The 17,752-nt window shown below is 63.2% G+C and carries 13 protein-coding genes and 1 tRNA gene; 8 read left to right on the top strand and 6 right to left on the bottom strand.

Translation table 11 applies throughout. The annotated features are described in order from the left end of the window. Positions 1 to 134 precede the first annotated feature (134 nt). Both JYP46_RS17330 and JYP46_RS17325 read left to right on the top strand, forming a co-directional pair. On the top strand, positions 135 to 2,039 hold the full coding sequence (locus tag JYP46_RS17330) for an autotransporter assembly complex protein TamA (RefSeq protein WP_206544306.1): 1,905 nt from the start codon (positions 135 to 137) through the stop codon (positions 2,037 to 2,039). Next, positions 2,036 to 6,658: a translocation/assembly module TamB domain-containing protein gene (locus tag JYP46_RS17325; RefSeq protein ID WP_222474224.1), complete on the top strand. Its 4,623-nt coding sequence runs from the start codon at positions 2,036 to 2,038 to the stop codon at positions 6,656 to 6,658. Before JYP46_RS17330 ends, JYP46_RS17325 begins: the two co-directional genes overlap by 4 nt. A gap of 192 nt (positions 6,659 to 6,850) precedes the next feature. Here JYP46_RS17325 and JYP46_RS17320 read toward each other — a convergent pair whose 3' ends face one another. The 3 genes from JYP46_RS17320 to JYP46_RS17310 form a co-directional block, all read right to left on the bottom strand. Next, complete coding sequence (locus tag JYP46_RS17320) at positions 6,851 to 7,495, bottom strand: protein-L-isoaspartate(D-aspartate) O-methyltransferase (RefSeq protein ID WP_206548816.1); 645 nt, start codon at positions 7,493 to 7,495, stop codon at positions 6,851 to 6,853. A 175-nt stretch (positions 7,496 to 7,670) separates the two neighbouring features. Then, positions 7,671 to 7,746: transfer RNA gene (locus tag JYP46_RS17315), tRNA-Lys, on the bottom strand. 104 nt (positions 7,747 to 7,850) lie between these two features. Beyond that, positions 7,851 to 8,768, bottom strand: a complete 918-nt coding sequence (locus JYP46_RS17310; protein WP_206548815.1) for a PhzF family phenazine biosynthesis protein — start codon at positions 8,766 to 8,768, stop codon at positions 7,851 to 7,853. A 303-nt stretch (positions 8,769 to 9,071) separates the two neighbouring features. Between JYP46_RS17310 and JYP46_RS17305 the strand changes: the two genes are divergently transcribed. The 3 genes from JYP46_RS17305 to JYP46_RS17295 are packed head-to-tail and all read left to right on the top strand — an operon-like array spanning position 9,072 to position 12,063. After that, positions 9,072 to 10,136, top strand: coding sequence for an efflux RND transporter periplasmic adaptor subunit (locus tag JYP46_RS17305; protein ID WP_206548814.1), 1,065 nt, complete (start codon positions 9,072 to 9,074; stop codon positions 10,134 to 10,136). A gap of 2 nt (positions 10,137 to 10,138) precedes the next feature. Continuing rightward, positions 10,139 to 10,861 carry an ABC transporter ATP-binding protein gene (locus JYP46_RS17300; RefSeq protein WP_206548813.1) on the top strand — a complete coding sequence of 241 codons (723 nt, stop codon included), beginning with the start codon at positions 10,139 to 10,141 and terminating at the stop codon, positions 10,859 to 10,861. Continuing rightward, a complete protein-coding gene (locus tag JYP46_RS17295; RefSeq protein ID WP_206548812.1) occupies positions 10,855 to 12,063 on the top strand; it encodes an ABC transporter permease in 1,209 nt (402 codons plus the stop codon). Before JYP46_RS17300 ends, JYP46_RS17295 begins: the two co-directional genes overlap by 7 nt. A 61-nt stretch (positions 12,064 to 12,124) precedes the next feature. On the opposite strand, the gene JYP46_RS17290 is transcribed toward JYP46_RS17295, so the two are convergent. Continuing rightward, entirely contained in the window at positions 12,125 to 13,240 is a 1,116-nt protein-coding gene (locus JYP46_RS17290) for an endonuclease/exonuclease/phosphatase family protein (RefSeq protein ID WP_113156364.1), read from the bottom strand. A gap of 187 nt (positions 13,241 to 13,427) precedes the next feature. On the opposite strand from JYP46_RS17290, the gene JYP46_RS17285 reads away from it, so the two are divergent. Both JYP46_RS17285 and JYP46_RS17280 read left to right on the top strand, forming a co-directional pair. After that, the gene (locus tag JYP46_RS17285; protein ID WP_206543852.1) at positions 13,428 to 13,892 is read left to right on the top strand and encodes a BA14K family protein; all 465 of its coding nucleotides are present in this window, start codon (positions 13,428 to 13,430) and stop codon (positions 13,890 to 13,892) included. 157 nt (positions 13,893 to 14,049) lie between these two features. Continuing rightward, positions 14,050 to 14,619, top strand: coding sequence for a BA14K family protein (locus JYP46_RS17280; protein ID WP_222474223.1), 570 nt, complete (start codon positions 14,050 to 14,052; stop codon positions 14,617 to 14,619). A gap of 297 nt (positions 14,620 to 14,916) precedes the next feature. Here the strand turns inward: JYP46_RS17280 and JYP46_RS17275 are convergent, their stop codons facing one another. Next, the gene (locus tag JYP46_RS17275; RefSeq protein WP_206548811.1) at positions 14,917 to 15,777 is read right to left on the bottom strand and encodes a helix-turn-helix domain-containing protein; all 861 of its coding nucleotides are present in this window, start codon (positions 15,775 to 15,777) and stop codon (positions 14,917 to 14,919) included. Between the two features lie 113 nt (positions 15,778 to 15,890). On the opposite strand from JYP46_RS17275, the gene JYP46_RS17270 reads away from it, so the two are divergent. After that, positions 15,891 to 16,832 (top strand): phytanoyl-CoA dioxygenase family protein, encoded by a 942-nt coding sequence (locus tag JYP46_RS17270; protein WP_206548810.1) that lies wholly within the window; start codon positions 15,891 to 15,893, stop codon positions 16,830 to 16,832. Positions 16,833 to 16,913: 81 nt separating this feature from the next. Here the strand turns inward: JYP46_RS17270 and JYP46_RS17265 are convergent. Beyond that, positions 16,914 to 17,752 (bottom strand): IS3 family transposase (locus JYP46_RS17265; RefSeq protein ID WP_206548809.1); only part of this gene is annotated, 839 nt, incomplete at its 5' end.

Here is a 17,752-nt window from a genome sequence, read left to right as displayed (position 1 = left end):
ATCGTTGTTTGTGATTTAACCTCGATATTCTGCACAGTGAGAGCGTGAGACGTTAACGTCACGGCAAGACCGATGGCCGACACTCGGCTCGAGAATGGGAGACGGGTTTGAGTAGGATCGACGTCAAGTCGTCGATGGGTCGGCGTTTGCAGGGGCCTCTTGCGCTCTCGCTCATGCTCGCCTTCACGACCGCTCCCGCCGACGCTTTCGAGCTGTTCGGCATCAAGCTCTTTGGCAAGGACAAGGTCGCCGAGGAAAGCGAGACCATTGGCGAACCGTGGAATTACACGGTCGACTTCGTCGTTCCCTATGGTTTCGAGGATGTCGAAAAGTCGCTCAAGGGTTCTTCAACTCTATGGACCGACCGCGAAAGACCGGCCTCCGGCGCTGCCGGCCTCATCGTCAGGGCGCGCGGCGATTACCGCCGCATCCTGAACACGCTCTATGGATCAGCGCTCTATGGCGGTTCGATCACGATCACGATCGACGGCAGGGAAGTCTCCGAACTCCCCATCGACGCAAACATTGCCAATCCGGCCAATGTGCGGGTCGAGGTGGACCCCGGCCCTGTCTTCCGCTTCGGACAGGCACAGATCATCAATCAGGCCCCGCCTGCCAAAAGGCGCAGGGACCGCGTCGAAGACCCGGCCAGGGAAGGCTTCCTCACCGGCGAAATTGCCCGTTCGGGAACGATCCTCCAAGCCGGACGCCTGGCGGTCGAAGCCTGGCGCTATCAGGGGCACCCAAAGGCGAAAATCGGCAACCAGCAGGTGACGGCAGAGCACAGGACCAGCACGGTGGATGCGGTTCTGACCATGGAGCCCGGCCGCAGCGCCGTCTATGGAGAGGTATCGGTCAGCGGGACCGAGCGCATGGACCCGGAGTTCGTGGCGCGCCAGACAGGCATCGTTCCCGGACGCGAGTACAATCCAAACGATCTGGAACGCGCCAAAAAGCGCCTTGCAAGGCTTGATGTGTTCCGTTCCGCCCGCATCGAGGAAGCAGAAGAGATCAAGCAGGATGGTTCCCTGCCTCTTTCGGTCAGCGTTCAGGAACGTCTGCCGCGCCGCTTTGGCGTGGGCGGCACCTATTCCACGCTCGACGGTCTCGGCGTGGAAGCCTACTGGATGCACCGCAATCTGTTCGGCCGTGCCGAGCGCCTGCGCTTCGAAGGCAAGGTGCTGGGCATCGGCAACACGTTCAAGCCGGAAGACCTGACCTATCGGGTTGGCGCATCGTTCACCAAACCCGGCGTCTACACGCCCGACACGGACTTTCAGGCGTCCGTCTTCGGCGACCGCGAGGTTCTGGAGCGCTACACCCGCACCAGCGTGACCGCGCAGGCCGGTTTCCACCATGAATTCAACGAAGAGCTTTCGGGCAGCCTCTTTGCGAATGTGGACCGGGCGCGCTTCGACGACGATTTCGGCACACGCGATTTCCTGACGGTGGGGCTTTCGGGCACGGTCACCTATGACAGCCGCGACAATCCTGCCGACGCGACGGAAGGCTTCTTCGCTGAAGCCTCGCTCGACCCGTTCTACGAGATGGAATACGGCAATCTGGCGGCACGCATGATGCTGGAAGGCCGGGCCTATTACGATTTCGGCAGCGACGGGCGCTTTGTGGCGGCCGGCCGCGCCAAGCTCGGTTCACTCGTGGGCGCCCCCATTTCCGAAACCCCGCCCGACAAGCTGTTCTTCGCAGGCGGCGGCGGTTCGGTGCGCGGCTATGCCTATCGCAATATCGGTGTCGACACGCCCAATGGCGTGGCTGGCGGACGCTCTCTGATGGAGGCATCGGCCGAACTGCGCGCCCGCGTGACCGACAGTATCGGCCTTGTCGGCTTTGTCGATGCCGGTCTGGTCGGCGCTGAATCGTTCCCGGACTTCAATCAGGATGTCAGGATCGGCGTCGGCGCCGGCCTGCGTTACCTCACACCTCTTGGCCCCGTGCGCCTGGATGTCGCCGTGCCGCTTGACCGGCGCAACGACGATCCGAGCGTCGCCTTCTATGTCGGGATAGGACAAGCATTTTGATCCGCCTCCTCGCCGCCCTCAGCCTCCTTCTCCTCCTGCTGCCGGCCATGGCGCAGGACACGCCGAGCGAAAGCACGCCCGAAGAGGAGCGCTCTTTCCTGACGCGGCTGCTTGAAAACCAGCTCTCAACACCGAACCGGCAGATCCGCATTTCGGGCATTCGCGGGGCGCTCTCCTCGCAGGCGACCATTGGCGAGATCACCATCGCCGACCGCGAAGGCGTCTGGCTTCGCCTTCAGAATGCGTCGATCAACTGGAGCCGCTCGACCCTGATTCTGCGGCAGCGCCTTGAGGTACAGAGGCTCGCCGCAGAGAGCATCGAGGTGACGCGCCGGCCACTGCCGGATGAAACGGCCCTGCCCTCCCCTGAATCGCGCTCGTTCCAGGTTCCCGAACTGCCGCTGGCGATCAATCTGGAACAGCTGGAAATCCCGAAGGCAACCTTCGGCCACGATGTGTTCGGCCTCGCCGCCGAACTGTCGCTCACCGGTGCGCTCAGAATTGCCAGCGGAACGCTGGACACGAATTTCGACGTCAAGCGCCTAGATGGCCCCGGCGGGCAGTTCGCCCTGAAGGCGGCTTTCTCAAACGAAACGGAAGTTCTCGACCTCGACCTCGTGCTCGACGAGCCCGCAGACGGCGTTGTCGCCAACCTGCTTAACGTGCAGGGACGCCCGCCGCTGAAACTGACCATTGCCGGCAACGGCCCGCTCAGCGATCTGGACATCAAGCTGGCGCTGGAAGCCGATGGCGTGCCCGCCTTTGGCGGCACGGCGCGTCTCCGCGAGCGTGACGAGGGCCTTGGCTTCTCGGCCAGGCTCGCCGGCGCCATCGGCCGGCTGGTTCCGGCCCAGTTCCGTGACTTCTTCGGCGCAGGCACACATATCAATGTGAGCGGCGTGTCCAAGACGGGCGGCGGCGTTCTGCTTGAGAACCTTCAGATCTCCAGCGCCTCCATGCGCATCGAGGCAGCAGCCGAAACCGGCAGCGACCACTTCCTGACCGCTCTTTCGCTGAGCGCCAGCGTGGCCGACCCCAATGGCAAGCGCGTCCTCCTGCCCGTTTCGGGCGGCGAAACCTCGTTGCAGACGGCAAACCTCAATGTGACCTTTGGCGAAGCCGGCTCCGAGCGCTGGCGCGGCAATCTGGCGATTGACGGTCTTCAGACCTCGGAATTCGCTGCCGGCCGCACGGAGCTCACCATGGGCGGGCTTGCCCAGAACCTGAACAATGCAGAAAACCGCCGCATCAGCTTTGACGTCGATGGCGGCCTTTCCGGCATCACCGCAAAGCAGGCCAAGATCGCCAAAGCGCTGGGCGATGCGCTGGATATCGCGGTCAAGGGGGACTGGCGGGCCGGCAATCCGGTCATGCTGGAGAATGCCAGCATTTCGGGCAACGGGCTGGAAACCGCCCTGCGCGGACAGATCGATGAGTTCGCCTTTACCGGCGACATCCTGCTCAGCGCCGAGGACATCGCGCCCTTCTCCGGCCTTGCCGATCAGGAACTTGCAGGCGCGGTCGACCTCAAGGCAAGCGGCACGGTGCGCCCGATCAGCGGCGCATTCGATCTCGACCTTGATGGCACGGCGACCGATCTGCGCATCGAAAACGAGATGGCGGGCAATCTTCTGGCCGGCACGACCCGCATTGATGGCGGCGTGGCGCGCGGCGCCGACGGGCTGACGGCGCGCAAGCTGCGCCTGGCCAACGACCAGCTGACGCTGAACGCCGACGGCAATTTCGCCACCGGCAAGGCCAATTTCACCTTCGACGCCGCTCTGGAAGACATGGCGCTCCTCTCGAAGGAGGCTTCGGGACGCCTGACGGCCACCGGCCGCGCCCAGGGCGCGGAAGGACGCATCAACCTGACCTTCAAGGCCGACGCCCCGAGCGGCAGCCTCGCGGGCCGCGCACTGACCGAAGCCGCGCTTGGCTTCACCGGGCAGCTGGAAAAGCAGGTGCTCACCGGTCAGGTGGACGGCACGGCCTTCCTCGCCGGCGAACGCGTTGAACTGGCGAGCCACATCGTGATTGACGACACGCAGCGCCAGCTGACGGAACTGAGCTTCCGCGCCGGCGGCGCAAGCGCAACGGGCAATGTCATTCAGGATGTTCAGAAGAACCTGATCGACGGTCGGCTGAACATTGACGCCGCTGACATCTCCACCGCCGCAGCACTGCTGCTGCGCGAGGCGAGCGGCAGCGTGAACGCCGAAATTTCGCTCTCACCGGTGAATGACAGCCAGACGGCCGACATCAATGCGACGGTCCGCAATCTTGAGATCGATCAGACGCGCGTCTCGAACGCGGAGATCGCCGCCACGATCGAAGATCTGTTCGGCGTGCCCGCAGCGGTGGGCGAGATCTCTGCCGACGACATCACCGCCGGTGGCATCGGCATCACGCGGCTGGACGCCAGTGCACGGCAGGAAGGCGACGCCACGCAGTTTGAAGGCTCCGCCCTTCTCGATCAGGGCACGAAGCTCGCCACAAAGGGAGCGCTCGCGCCCGAGGGCGAAGGTTTTCGGGTGAGCCTCGACCGTCTCACACTCAATCAGGGAGCTATTAGCGCGCGTCTCGTCAACGCCACCTCCCTGCTGGTTCAGGGCTCAAGCTACACGCTCGACCCGCTGGAAATAGACGTTGCGGGCGGTCGCATCAGGGCCAGCGGCAAGGTTGCCAATAGCCTCGACCTGGCCGTCGACCTCGCCAATGTGCCGCTCTCCATCGCGAACACGATCCAGCCGGATCTCGGTCTCGGCGGTACGCTGAACGGCAAAGCCGACATCAAGGGCACACGCGCGAAGCCGATGGTCACATTCGATGTTGCTGGCCGCAGCATCACCTCCTCCATGCTTCAGCAGGCCGGCCTGAGCATGCTGACCGTGGACGCCTCCGGCACGACGGACGGCAACCGCCTCAATGTGAACACCAGCATCACCAGTCCCGAAGGTCTCAACGCTTCCGCCAGGGGCGTCGTGCCCTTCGATGACAGCCAGCTTGCCATGGATGTGGCGTTGAACGCCTTCCCGCTGGCCGCGCTCAACCGCGTTGTGAAGGGACAGAACCTGGCCGGCCAGGTGACGGGCAATGCCCGCGTGACCGGCAGGCTCAATGCGCCTGAAGCGCGCTTCGATGTCCGCGCCTCCGGCCTGAATGCAGCGCCGCTGGCAAGCGCCGGCCTCGGCCCGCTGCAGCTTGCCGCCAATGGCAGCTTCGCCCGCAACACGGTGCGGCTTGCAAGCCTCACCGCCAATGACCCCAATGGCCTCGCCATTCAGGCCAGCGGCAGCGTGCCCCTTTCCGGCTCGGGCCTCGGCATCAATGTGTCGGGCACCGCGCCGCTGTCCATCGCCAACCGCATGCTTGCGACGCGCGGGACGCAGCTTTCCGGTACAGCGACGGCAGATGTGCGTGTTTCGGGCGCTCTCTCCAATCCGGTGATCAACGGCACGATCTCCACCGCCAATGCAGCAGCCGTCGATCCGCTCACCAATCTGCGCGTCAATGATGTGCGGCTTGCCGCCACGCTGACGGGCGACCGCGTGTCGATCACCGAAGGCTCGGCAGCACTTGCCGCCGGCGGCCGGGTTTCCGTCTCGGGATCGGTCTCGACCAATGCCCAGGCCGGCTTCCCCGCCGATCTGCGGATCAGCCTCGACAATGCCCGCCACACGGATGGCGAGATGGTTACCGCCACGGTGGATGGCGCGCTGTCGCTGACCGGCGCCCTCACCCGCGACCCGCTTCTGGCCGGCGAGGTCAATATCGAGCGCGCCGAGATCATCGTCCCGGAAAATCTGGGCGGCGGCGCTGCCGCCATCAATGTGCGCCATGTCGATCCGCCCCGCGAGGTGGCGCTCACGCTTGAACGCGCCCGCGCCGATGACGGCACGCCGATGCCGACCGCGCGACCGAGCGTCATGCGGCTGAACGTCAATGTCACGGCCCCTGCCCGCATCTTCGTGCGCGGCCGCGGCCTCGACGCCGAGCTTGGCGGTTCGGTCCGCCTCACCGGCCCGGTCACCAACATCCAGCCGGTCGGCGGCTTCAAGCTCATTCGCGGCCGTCTCTCCATCATCGGCCAGCGTATCACCTTCGATGAAGGCGAAGTCACGCTGGTTGGCGATCTCGACCCGCAGCTCAACTTCGTCGCCCGCTCGCGCGGCAATGACATCATCGTCTTCATCAATGTTCGTGGCCGTGTTTCGGATCTCAACATCTCGTTCTCCTCACAGCCGGAGCTGCCGGAAGACGAAGTGCTCGCCCGATTGATCTTCAATCGCGGCGTGAACGAGCTTTCGGCTGTGCAGATCGCACAGCTGGCCGCAGCGGCGGCGGAGCTTGCCGGCGGCGCCAACACGTCGCTTCTCGGCTCGCTGCGCAACGCCACCGGGCTTGATGATCTGGATGTGATCACCGACAGCGAAGGCAACGCGGCGGTGCGCGCCGGGCGCTACATCCAGGACAACATCTATCTGGGCGTGGAGGCCGGTGCGAAGGGCACGACGCGCGGTACGGTCAATCTGGACATCACCGAAGACCTGAAAGCGCGCGGTTCGCTCGGCTCCGATGGCGATTCAAGCGTCGGCATCTTCTTCGAGAAGGACTACTAGGGTCAGGACGCCAAGTCGTCGACAGAGCAAAAAGAAAGCCGGCCAGAAAACTGGCCGGCAATCGGCGCGCATGGTTCGGGTCGGGGGGGATGGTGGGGCGCGCGCCTGGAGCAAGAACACACACGCCCCGCAAAGGTTCCACACCGTTTCAATTTTATCGAACGCGTACGAATACACGCGCGTGAGACCGCCTCAGCGCTGCCAGCCCTGTGCGCCGATGAGCGGCACGAAGGACACCGGCGCGAGATCCTCGGTGCGGAAGTTCTCCTCCCCGTCCCGCGTAACGCATGTCAGCTTCTGGGGACCGGAGGCGGAGCCGACGGGCATGATCAGCCGCCCGCCCCTGGCAAGCTGCGCGCGCAGCGCCTCCGGCACACGTGGCCCGGCCGCAGCGATGATGATCGCATCAAACGGCGCTTTCTCGGGAAGCCCGAGCGTTCCATCGCCCACGGAAAGCGTGACATTGTCGAGATAACCGCCCGTCTCCAGCCGCTCGCGGGCGGCTGTGGCAAGCGTGTCATGTCGCTCGACCGAAAAGACGTGGCCGGCGAGCAGAGAGAGGATTGCGGTGGAGTAGCCAGACCCCGTGCCCACTTCGAGAACCCGGCTTTCAGGCCCGAGCTCCGCCGCTTCCGTCATCAGGGCAACGATATAGGGTTGGGAAATGGTCTGCCCGTCGCCAATGGGCAGGGCCCCGTCTTCATAGGCGAGTTCGGCGAGATGATCGGGAACGAAGCGTTCGCGCGGCACCTGCGCCATGGCGTCCAGAACCGCTTCGGAGGCAATACCGCGCCGCCTGAGCACCGCCAGCATCTCTGCGCGGCGCACTGTCTGCATGTCTGTGTCGTCGTCTCTGCTCACGCCTGCCCGGCTCGATCAAGGATTGGTTCCACAATCTCTATAATGTCGCCAAAGGGGCTGCAACGTCCATAGTTGGATGTGATCGGAGCTTGGCCACAAACATGCGGCGAAGACCCAAAAAGCGGTGCTTTTTCAACTTCGAAGGAAAATATGGTGGGTGATACAGGGCTCGAACCTGTGACCCGCTGATTAAGAGTCAGCTGCTCTACCAACTGAGCTAATCACCCGACCGATCCGTGCGGCGAAGAAGTTGCTGTCAACCGAATGACCGGCTCCTTAAAGGGTTTTTCTCAAGCTGGCAAGACACTCTGACACGGGTTTGTCACTTTTCTCAAATGAACAGCCTTCCCTCCGCCACGCGAACCGCTTGGCCACCGATCCGGGCAGCCTCTATACGGCCCGCAAACGCTTCAATTTCAAGGCGTATGCTCGATGGACGGCCCATTTCCAGCCCCTGCTCGATCAGAAAGCCGTGCGCGCCGTCCACAAGCGCGTCATGGCGCATTATTGCGCCGGCAAAGGCTGCTGCGGCCGATCCCGTGGCCGGGTCTTCACTGATTCCCAGATCATTGCCGAACATGCGGGCATGAAAGGCGTGATCGTGATTCACCGTCTCGCGGCAATAGACATAGGGATTGGCCACGCGCCCGTTCAGCTCCGGCACCATAGAGGACCAGAGCGCCGGATCGAACCTGGCGCGCGCGGCCACATCGAGATTGGCGACCGGCACGCAGACATAGGGAACGCCAGCGCTCCACACGCCAACAACGTGGTTCTCAAAACCGATCTCGTGATGGCCGAGCCCAAGTGCGGCCGCCACCGCCTCCGGCTCAAAAGAACCTGCCACGGGTTCGGGAAGCTTCGGCAGGTCGAACTCGGCATAAGCGGCCTGCGCGCCAAGCGACACCGCACAGCGCACCGGCCCGACCGTCTCTTCCAGCATCAGGATCGAAGTCTGCGCGCTCTCCTGCCCTTCGCCCGCCCGTTCTGCCAGGGCAATGGCCGTGCCCACCGTGGGATGGCCGGCGAAGGGCAGTTCACACCCCGGCGTGAAGATGCGCAGTCTGGCGGCGTGGTTCTTTTCGTCAGGCGGAAAGACGAACACGGTCTCGGACAGATTGAACTCGCCGGCGATCCGCTGCATGGCCGCATCGTCCAGTCCTTCGCTGTCAAGAACGATGGCCAGCGGGTTTCCCGTGAGGGCCTCGGCGGAAAAAACGTCATAAATATAATAGTTTCGCCCGTTCATCCTGCCTCCAGATAAAAATGCACTGCCCGGAGCGAAAGAGTGCTCTCGTCCAGTTTCCTGCCATCTTTTGTCCACTTTCCTGTTACCACGTTAACGTCATAGGCGCGCGCTCAATGCTGCGATGGGTCCATGAAAAAGACAGGCAGCGATCCACAGGGGATCGCATCGACGCATGTTCGAGGCACTAGCCAAAAAGCCAAGCCTTCCCAGAGAAAAAAACGCCGATGGCCGCTAGCGCTGCCAGTCGCCGGGCTTGTTGCGACCGGCGCATGGTTTTTCGCCGGCGCGCAATCCGGCCAGACCATGGCAGGCTATATGAGCCAGCCGGTGGAACGCGGCGATCTGGTGGCGCGCGTGGCAACGACCGCCGTCTTGCGGCCGCGCACGCAGATCCAGATCTCCAGTGAGCTGAAAGGAACGGTGCAGTCCGTCCCCGTGATGCAGAACCAGCGCGTGAAACGCGGCGATATCCTCATCCAGCTTGATTCCACCATATTCGAGTATGAGCTGGAGCGCTCGGCCGCACTGGTCGAAGCCGCCGAGGCGGGCCTTTCCGATGCGCTGATCGCCCTTGAAGAAACCGACCAGAAGCTCACCCGCGCAAAGGCGCTGCGCCATCGCAATGCGCTCAGCGAGCAGAAGCTGGAAGACGTGCAGGCCGAGCGAAACCGCGCCGCCAACCGCGTCGAGACAGCCAAGGCCGATCTTGCGGTCAAGCAGGTGGATCTGAAACTCCGGCGCTTCGACCTGAGCCGCAGCAGGATCCGCTCGCCCATTGATGGCATCGTGCTGGCGAGAAAGGCCGAACCCGGCCGCACCGTCTATGCATCTTCGGAAGACAGCGTTCTGTTCATCCTCGCCGAGGATCTGGAAAGGATGGAACTCATCGCCAAGGTGAACGAAGCCGATATCGGATCGATTGCCGAGGGACAGGAAGCAACCTTCCTGGTGGACGCCTATCCCGACCGCACCTTCAGGGCGACGATCCGCGACGTGTCGTTCGCACACCGGCGCGAAAACAATCTCGTGACCTATGAAGCCAATCTGGATGTGCGCAATGACGATCTGAAGCTCAGGCCGGGGATGACCGCATCCGTTTCGATCACCACCGACGAAACGACAAATGCGCTTCTGATCCCCACCAGCGCGCTGCGCTATCGGCCGCAGACGGTTGAGCCCGAAAGCTCCGAGGAAACGAACGCCGAAGACGCACCGGGCAAGGCGCTCGTTCATGTGCTCGGAGACGATGGAGAGCCGCAGCCCGTGCGCGTGGAGCTCGGGGTGCGCAACTGGGAGAAAGCGGAGGTTCTTTCCGGCCTGACTGAGGGGCAGCGCGTCATCACCGGCGATGCGCTGCACACGCAATAGCGATGGACGCCGAAAGCGCTCGCACGCCGCTCATCGCCTTCGAGGCCGTCTGGCGCAGCTATGGGGCAGGCGACACGCAGGTGCATGCGCTGGCCGGCGCGAGCTTTGACATTGCCCGTGGCTCCTTCGTGGCGGTGACCGGCCCCTCGGGCTCGGGAAAATCGACCGCGATGAACATTCTGGGCGCGCTCGACGTGCCGACGGGTGGCGCGTACCACTTCATGGGCGAAGATGCCGGCACGTTCGACAAGCCCCGCCGCGCCGACCTGCGCAACCGGCATATCGGCTTCGTCTTCCAGGGCTACAATCTCCTGCCCCGCACCACGGCGCTGGAAAACATCGAGCTCCCCCTTATCTATCGGGGCCTGCCAGGGCGCACCCGGCAGGAACTCGCGGAAGAAGCGCTCCTGCAAGTGGGGCTTGAAGGCCGTGGCCACCACACACCAAACGAGCTTTCCGGCGGACAGCAGCAGCGCGTGGCGATTGCGCGCGCACTGGTTTCTGAACCCACACTCCTTCTGGCGGACGAGCCGACCGGCAATCTCGACACCGAACGCAGCCATGAGATCATGGAGCTTCTGACCGCGCTCAACCGCGAACACGGGCTCACAATCGTGATGGTGACGCATGAGCCGGACATCGCGGCATTCGCCGGTCGGCGGATCGGGTTTCGCGACGGGCGCATCGCCTTCGACAGCGCCACGGGGGATGCGGCGTCATGCTGATGCAGTCGATTCTGCTTGCGCTGCGCTCCATCGCTCGCAACAAGCTGCGCTCGCTGCTCACGCTTCTTGGTGTGATCATCGGCGTTGCCGCAGTGATCGCGCTTCTCACCATCGGCGGAGGCGCACGCGAACACATAAATGCGGGAATGGCGAATATGGGCAGCCGCCTCATCTTCGTGTTCGCAGGCGAACGGCCAGATCCCTCGGCTCCGGTGATAAACGAGGCCAAACCACTCACCAGTGCGCATTTCAACGGCCTTGAAAAGGCCATTGGCAGTCAGGCCATTGTCGCGGCCGTCGCCACGACCAGTATGCGCGCCTCTTTTGGTGCGCGAAGCGTTTCTGCGCAGGTCACGGGCGCCAGCGAAAACCACTTCCTGCAACGCGAATGGAAGCTTGGACGTGGTCGCCTCTTTTCACCAGTGGAAGCCGAGAGCAGCGCCAGCGTCTGCGTTATCGGCAGCCAGGTTTCAAAAGCGCTGTTCGGCCAGGAGAGTGCGCTAAGCGCGCGCATCAGGATCGGCCCGGCGCATTGCAGGGTGGTCGGCGAGTTGAGCGCGAGAGGCTCTTCCTTCTCCGGCCAGCAGGACATGCAGGTCTATGTCCCGCTCGGCCTGTTCCAGACCCGGCTCAGCGGCAAGTCGCAAATCGATGAAATACTGATCAATGCGCCAAACCAGGCCGCAATCGAACCGCTGAAAGCCCAGATCACGCAGGAAATGCGCAATCTGCGCCGCATAGGCCCCGGCCGCAATGACGATTTTCAGGTCGAAGACATGGCGGAATACATCCAGCAGACGAATGAATTCATCGGCGGCATCACGGCCTTTCTGAGCGCTATCGCCGCCATCAGCCTTCTGGTGGGCGGCATCGGCATCATGAACATCATGCTGGTCTCGGTCACCGAGCGCACACGGGAGATTGGCATCCGCATGGCGATAGGCGCGCGTCAGCGGGACATTCTGGTGCAGTTTCTGACCGAGGCTTGCGTGCTGTCGCTGCTGGGCGGGCTGACCGGCATAGCGCTTGGGCTCGCCATCGCATGGGGCGTGACCACACTCATGGGGGTGCACTTCGCGCCCGGCCTTGCCGACATTGCCGCTATCACGGCCATCTCCATCGCCATCGGCATCGTTTTCGGCTTTTTCCCGGCGCTGCGCGGCGCGCGGCTCGAACCGATCGAGGCCCTGCGGCACGAATAGAGCAATTTTGGGAAAAGTGGACACCGGATTTCCGTCCGGAATTGCGCAAAAACGCTCTCGATCAGGCGATGTCGAGCTGAACCACGACCGGGCAATGATCGGATGCCTTGGGGCGGTCCCAGCCGACGCGCGGGAAACGCGGCACATCCTGCTCGGGCGGAAAGATGGTGCGCCAGGGCTGGCCGGCGCGGATGATCTCCGGCACGGCCCGCGTGTTGTGGCGGGCGAGCGCCCGCGACGCCAGAAGATAGTCGAGCTGGCACAGATGCCGCTCTTCCGGCCCGCGCGTGTGATAGAGCGTCCAGCGGTCCATTTCCGGGCGACGCTCCACGAGGTTTTCGCAGAAATCGCCCGCGGTCAGCGCATTGACGCTCGATTGTTCTTCCGTCGCCGGCTCGAACCGATAGCCCAGATGCGCCTCACCGGTGATGATGACGCGCTCGCGATAATCGTTGAGATCGCCGCAAATGACCCAGCGCTTTTCCGCCGCCCGTTCAGCACCGCCAAAACGCTGCTCGATGATGTGCCGCACCGCCGCCGCTTCGGCCATGCGCACCGGCATGGAAGCCGTGCGCCCGTCCATGCCATTGCGCGGCGGGCTCATCGCCTTGAAATGCACCACATAAAGCGTGAGCGGCCGGCCACCGACCTTGATGTCCAGCTCCAGACAATCGCGCCGGAAAATGCGCTCATGCGGCTCAATGCCAAGTTCGGCCAGTTCCTCATTGTGCAGATCGAGATCGGCGAAGGTCAGATGCGCATGGCTGGTCATGCGCACGAACTCGATGGGCTGGCCATGCGCCGTTTCCGGCCGCATCATCACCGCCACATCAATGCCGCGGGAATCATTGCCGGAAGCGGAATATTTCTCCCGGTAGCCATTGCCGATCATCTTGAACAGATAGCCATATTCGAACGCCTTGAGCGCCGCGAGATTGTCGACCTCCTGAAGGCACAGAATGTCCGCGCGCGTTGCGGCAATGGCCAGCGCCGTCAGCTGGCGCGCATCATCCGTCAGCGCAATGGCGCGGGCCTGTTCAAGCGCACGGTAATGCGCCTCGTCCTCAATCTCATAGAGCGCGAGGGCGCGATCCCTGCGCAGATCATTGCGGAAACCGGAGAAATCGAACCGGTTCATCAGGTTTTCGACGTTGAATGTGGCAAGGCGGAGGGACATGCAAGCACGTTTAACCGGCATGGCGATGAATACAAGCCCGCGTTTTTACGAACCCGTCTCGCAACCGTCTCATTCATCACGCGTTCATGGTGGATATGATTGGTTATGATACCATCAGCACATGCAACAATTCTTGAAAAATGGGGTTGAAGGGCATCTTGGGGGCGCCTGAAAACAGGAGACCATCATGAAACGCAATCTCGTCAACATCGCCTGTTCAGGGCTGCTTGCGTTAGGCTTCGCCGTCATCGGCGCACCGGCCAACGCCAATGCACTGGGCATTGCCGGCAGCGCGACGACAAACGCGGTCGAGCGCTCTGCAACGCAGGCGCCCGTCGTGCAGGTTGACCGCCGCGACCGCCGGAACTGGCGCAGGCACAATGACCGTCGCAAATGGCGGCACCGCCACAATCGCCGCGACTGGCACAGACGGGGCCCAAGCGCCGGCTTCTATTTCGAGTTCGGCCGCCCTGCCCCGTATTACTACCGTCCGCGCTATGTGCGCCCGCCGCAGTATCGCCGGCCGGTAAGGCTTTCGCGCGCACATGTGAACTGGTGCTATGACCGCTACCGCTCCTATCGCGCGTCGGACAACACGTTCCAGCCCTATCACGGCCCGCGCAAGCGCTGCATCTCGCCCTATTACCGCTAGGGCACCGGTCTGACGGAACACGAAATGGCGCGGCGAAAGCTGCGCCATTTTTCGTTCACCCGGGCAATCTGAATTTTCAAAAAGTCTGAATACAATCAGACTTTTAAATCGAAACGGCACGCATAGGCTTCAGGACGTCACCCTGGAGTTGCGCCTCATGTTTCATCTGAGACTTATCCTGATTGCCCTGTTTTGCCTGCTCGGTGTGGAGGCGACTTCTGCCGGCAGCCTCGTCGGCTGGGCGGATGCGGACCGCGCCTGCGCCGATGACTGGGTCGATGACTGGGCCGATGGCTGGAACGAGCGCCGCGCCATGCGCCGGCTGTTTCCGGGCCGCATGCAGCTCACGCTTGGCGAAGCACACCGCCGGCACTGGCGCGAGCGCTGCCCCCACGAACGCCGCTGGCGCGACCGCGCGGCGCCCTTCTGGTCACGCTGGCACGATCCCCATGGCCGCTTCGCCGGCGAATTCTACGGCTTCAACGATGTCTACGGACCCGGCCGGCCGATCCTGCGCCCGCGCCATGGCGCGCGCAGCTTTCACTGGCGGTATGAACGGCAGCCGGAACAGCGCAGCACCGCAAGGCGGGCCTATCCCGGCCACGACGCCCGCGCGACGCATCTTGCCTGGTGTCACGACCGCTATCGCTCCTACCGCGCGCACGACAACACGTTCCAGCCTTATAAAGGGGCGCGCAGAGCGTGTGTTTCGCCTTATGGGCGTTAGGGCGCGATTGGCCCGGTCGGGTGCCACGACTTGGGATCTATGGGGATTTCCAGGCGTGTTGGATTAGCGGCAGCAGCGTTGTGCGTGGTTCGACAAGCTCACCATGAGGGCTGGGTTAATCACTGCAGTCCCGGAGCCAGACTCTTCTGCAAAGCCCCACCCTTCCCTCATGGTGAGCTTGTCGAACCACGCACGACATTAATGCAACGCGCCATCATGCACAGTGCATCACTGATGGCGTATCAGACCTTTCACAGTGCTCGCCTTCCCCGAAAGCCCACAGCCCCCCCCCACCCATCAGCCGCGAAAGAGTGCGCGATAGGCGCGTGGCGTCATGCCGCGCAGCGCCTTGAACTGGCGGTTGAAATTGGCCAAAGCGCGATAGCCAACGGCCTCGGCCACATGGCCGATGGGCTGATCGCCGGATGAAAGCCGGGCGCACGCCTCGCCGATGCGTAGCCGCATCACATAGTCTGAAATGCTGGTGCGCATGTGGCGGCGAAAGAGCCGATGCAGGCCGGACGGGCTGAGCGCCGCGATCCCGGCCAGTTCCTCATTGGCGATGCCGGCGGCATAATGCCTATGAATGTGGAGCAGCACGCGGTCGATGCGCTCGCGGTCGGCGCTGTCGAGATCACGGGCGGCAACCGTGCCCGCCAGCGGCGCGGCCCCGTCATCGCCGGCCAGAACCAGAAGCACCCGCACCAGCGCCAGAAAGCGCTCGGCCAGCTCCGCCTCGAACAGCGCCTCGATCAGTGGCCGGGCGCGCGCCGCCGCCTGCGGCGAAAAGGCGAGCCCCGCCTCCGCCCGCGCCAGAAGCCCGGCAATGGGCCGCAACTCGGCAAACCCCTCGCCCAGCGCCTGCGCCCATTCATGGCGAAACCACATGACCAGCGCCACATGCGGGTGCGCGGGGTCCGGTCTGGTGCGCGAGGCCCAGGTGTGCGGCAGGTTCGCGCCCACCAGAACCAGATCGCCATCGCCATATTCGCCCACATGATCGCCGACAAAACGCTGCCCCTGAGAATTAAGCGTCAGCGTCAACTCATATTCGGGATGGTGGTGCCATTCGAAGGGAATGCCCTCCTCCAGCCGCCGGTTCAACAGGCTCCACGACGCGCCGGGAATGGCGGGCAGTTTTTCCAGAAACGGTCTCATAGAGCGCACTCACAGGCCATGACGCCAGAATAGTATCAATATCGGCCATGTGAGTACAACACCGCCCGCGCAAGCGCGCTAGGCTTGCAAGGCAGGATATCTGGGAGGAAGCCATGCAGGAAGCAGCCATCAAGCGCGATGCGCATCCCTCGTCGACCAAGGTCGGATCACAGCTAAAGGACATCGAGAAGACCCTGCCGCTGCGCGTTCTCTCGAAGGACGACTGGCAGCACTGGATCACCAAAGGCTATGTGATCGTTCGGCAGGCCGTGCCGCGTGAGAATGTCGAGCGGCTGACGGAACTCCTGTGGGCGTTCGACGAGAAAGACCCGAACGATCCCTCCACCTGGTATGCCCCGCAGCGCCGCGCGCACAAGATGAAGGAGCTCAACAACACCGGCATGCTGGAGATCTACAATCACCAGTATCTGTGGGACAACCGCATGGAGCCGCGCATCTATGACGCCTTCGTGGACATATGGGACCGCGAAGATCTGTGGGTGACCATCGACCGCGCCAATCTGAACGTGCCGAAGAAGATCCCCGGCAATCCTGACGGCTTCATCCACTGGGACGCCGACACCTCGCTCCGCCCGCTGCCCATCGGCGTTCAGGGCGTGCTGAGCCTGAAGAAGCAGGACGGCGATGTGGGCGGGTTCCAGTGCATTCCCGAACTGTTCGAGCATTTTGACGAATGGGTGAAGACCCAGCCCGCCGACCGCGACCCGATGCACCCGGACATAACGGGCCTTTCGATCACCAATATCGACATGGAAGCCGGCGACCTCCTGATCTTCAACTCGCTTCTGGCGCATGGCGTGCGGCCCAACCATTCGAAGGACCGGGTGCGGATGGCGCAATATGTGTCGATGCATCCGGCCGAGTTCGAGAACGAGGCAGAACGGCGCGAACGCATCCGCCTGTGGCGCGAACGCGACCACCCCAAACGCGACGCCTTCCCCGGCGACCCACGCGAATGGGAGAAGAAGAACGCGAAAACGGCGAAGCTTACGGAGCTGGGGGAGAAGCTCCTGGGGTTGAAGGGGTGGGATTGAGGGGAGCGATTGGCGCGGCTCGAAACCTGCCCTTCGCTGAAAAGCAGAGGCGGGGTGACCTGCTCCCCTGAATGTACCCGTTCACAGGCTAGCGCTGTTCACGTTGTGGTCCATTCGTGACCGGGTTGCAAACTCGTTCGGGGTGAGCCCGTCGAGGCTGGTGTGGGGTCGGTTCAGGTTGTAGTCGATCCTCCATTCTTCGATGATCTCGCGGGCATGCCGGTAGCTGCGGAACAGGTGCTCGTTGAGGCACTCGTCCCTCAGCCTGCCGTTGAAGCTCTCCACAAAACCGTTTTGCATGGGTTTGCCCGGCGCGATGTAGTGCCATTCGACGCTGCGATCCTGCTGCCAGGCGAGCATGGCGTTGGACGTCAGCTCCGTGCCGTTGTCGCTGACAACCATGCAGGGGTAGCCGCGCCGTTCGGCGATCGCATCCAGTTCGCGGGCCACACGTTCACCCGAGAGTGAGTTATCGACCACCGTTGCCAGGGATTCCCGGCTGAAGTCATCGATGACACACAGGATGCGGAAGCGGCGGCCGTCGACCAGCGTGTCCGATACGAAGTCGAGGCTCCATCTCTGGTTCGGATCCCGCGGGATCGCCATCGGCGCTCGCGTGCCCAAAGCTCGCTTGCGGCCGCCGCGTTTGCGCACTGTCAGCCGCTCTTCCTTGTAGATTCGATAGAGCTTCTTCCAGTTCACCGCGATGCCCTCCCGCTTCAAAAGCAGGTGCAGGCGACGATAACCGAACCGCCGTCGTTCCGACGATAGCTCACGCAATCGCTGTCGAAGGCCGGCATCGTCCGGCCGGCTCGACTGGTAACGGAAGACGCGCGGCGCAATGCCAACCAGGGCACAGGCCCGCCGCTGAGAATAGTCCTTCATCTCGATTGCCCAACTCACGGCTTTCCTCCTGGAGT

The organism is Nitratireductor aquimarinus, from assembly GCF_017255295.1.
GTDB lineage: Bacteria > Pseudomonadota > Alphaproteobacteria > Rhizobiales > Rhizobiaceae > Nitratireductor > Nitratireductor aquimarinus.
The sequence above is the reverse complement of the archived record's forward strand: the minus strand, read 5'-3'. Positions and strand labels throughout refer to the sequence as shown.

Excerpts from the sequence above, each read along its gene's own strand:
- JYP46_RS17280 (WP_222474223.1), top strand. The coding sequence starts at position 14,050 with ATGTTTCATCTGAGACTTATCCTGATTGCCCTGTTTTGCCTGCTCGGT.
- JYP46_RS17310 (WP_206548815.1), bottom strand. The coding sequence starts at position 8,768 with ATGAACGGGCGAAACTATTATATTTATGACGTTTTTTCCGCCGAGGCC.
- JYP46_RS17295 (WP_206548812.1), top strand. The coding sequence starts at position 10,855 with ATGCTGATGCAGTCGATTCTGCTTGCGCTGCGCTCCATCGCTCGCAAC.
- JYP46_RS17275 (WP_206548811.1), bottom strand. The coding sequence starts at position 15,777 with ATGAGACCGTTTCTGGAAAAACTGCCCGCCATTCCCGGCGCGTCGTGG.
- JYP46_RS17330 (WP_206544306.1), top strand. The coding sequence starts at position 135 with ATGGGTCGGCGTTTGCAGGGGCCTCTTGCGCTCTCGCTCATGCTCGCC.
- JYP46_RS17320 (WP_206548816.1), bottom strand. The coding sequence starts at position 7,495 with ATGCAGACAGTGCGCCGCGCAGAGATGCTGGCGGTGCTCAGGCGGCGC.
- JYP46_RS17305 (WP_206548814.1), top strand. The coding sequence starts at position 9,072 with ATGGCAGGCTATATGAGCCAGCCGGTGGAACGCGGCGATCTGGTGGCG.
- JYP46_RS17290 (WP_113156364.1), bottom strand. The coding sequence starts at position 13,240 with ATGTCCCTCCGCCTTGCCACATTCAACGTCGAAAACCTGATGAACCGG.
- JYP46_RS17300 (WP_206548813.1), top strand. The coding sequence starts at position 10,139 with ATGGACGCCGAAAGCGCTCGCACGCCGCTCATCGCCTTCGAGGCCGTC.
- JYP46_RS17285 (WP_206543852.1), top strand. The coding sequence starts at position 13,428 with ATGAAACGCAATCTCGTCAACATCGCCTGTTCAGGGCTGCTTGCGTTA.
- JYP46_RS17270 (WP_206548810.1), top strand. The coding sequence starts at position 15,891 with ATGCAGGAAGCAGCCATCAAGCGCGATGCGCATCCCTCGTCGACCAAG.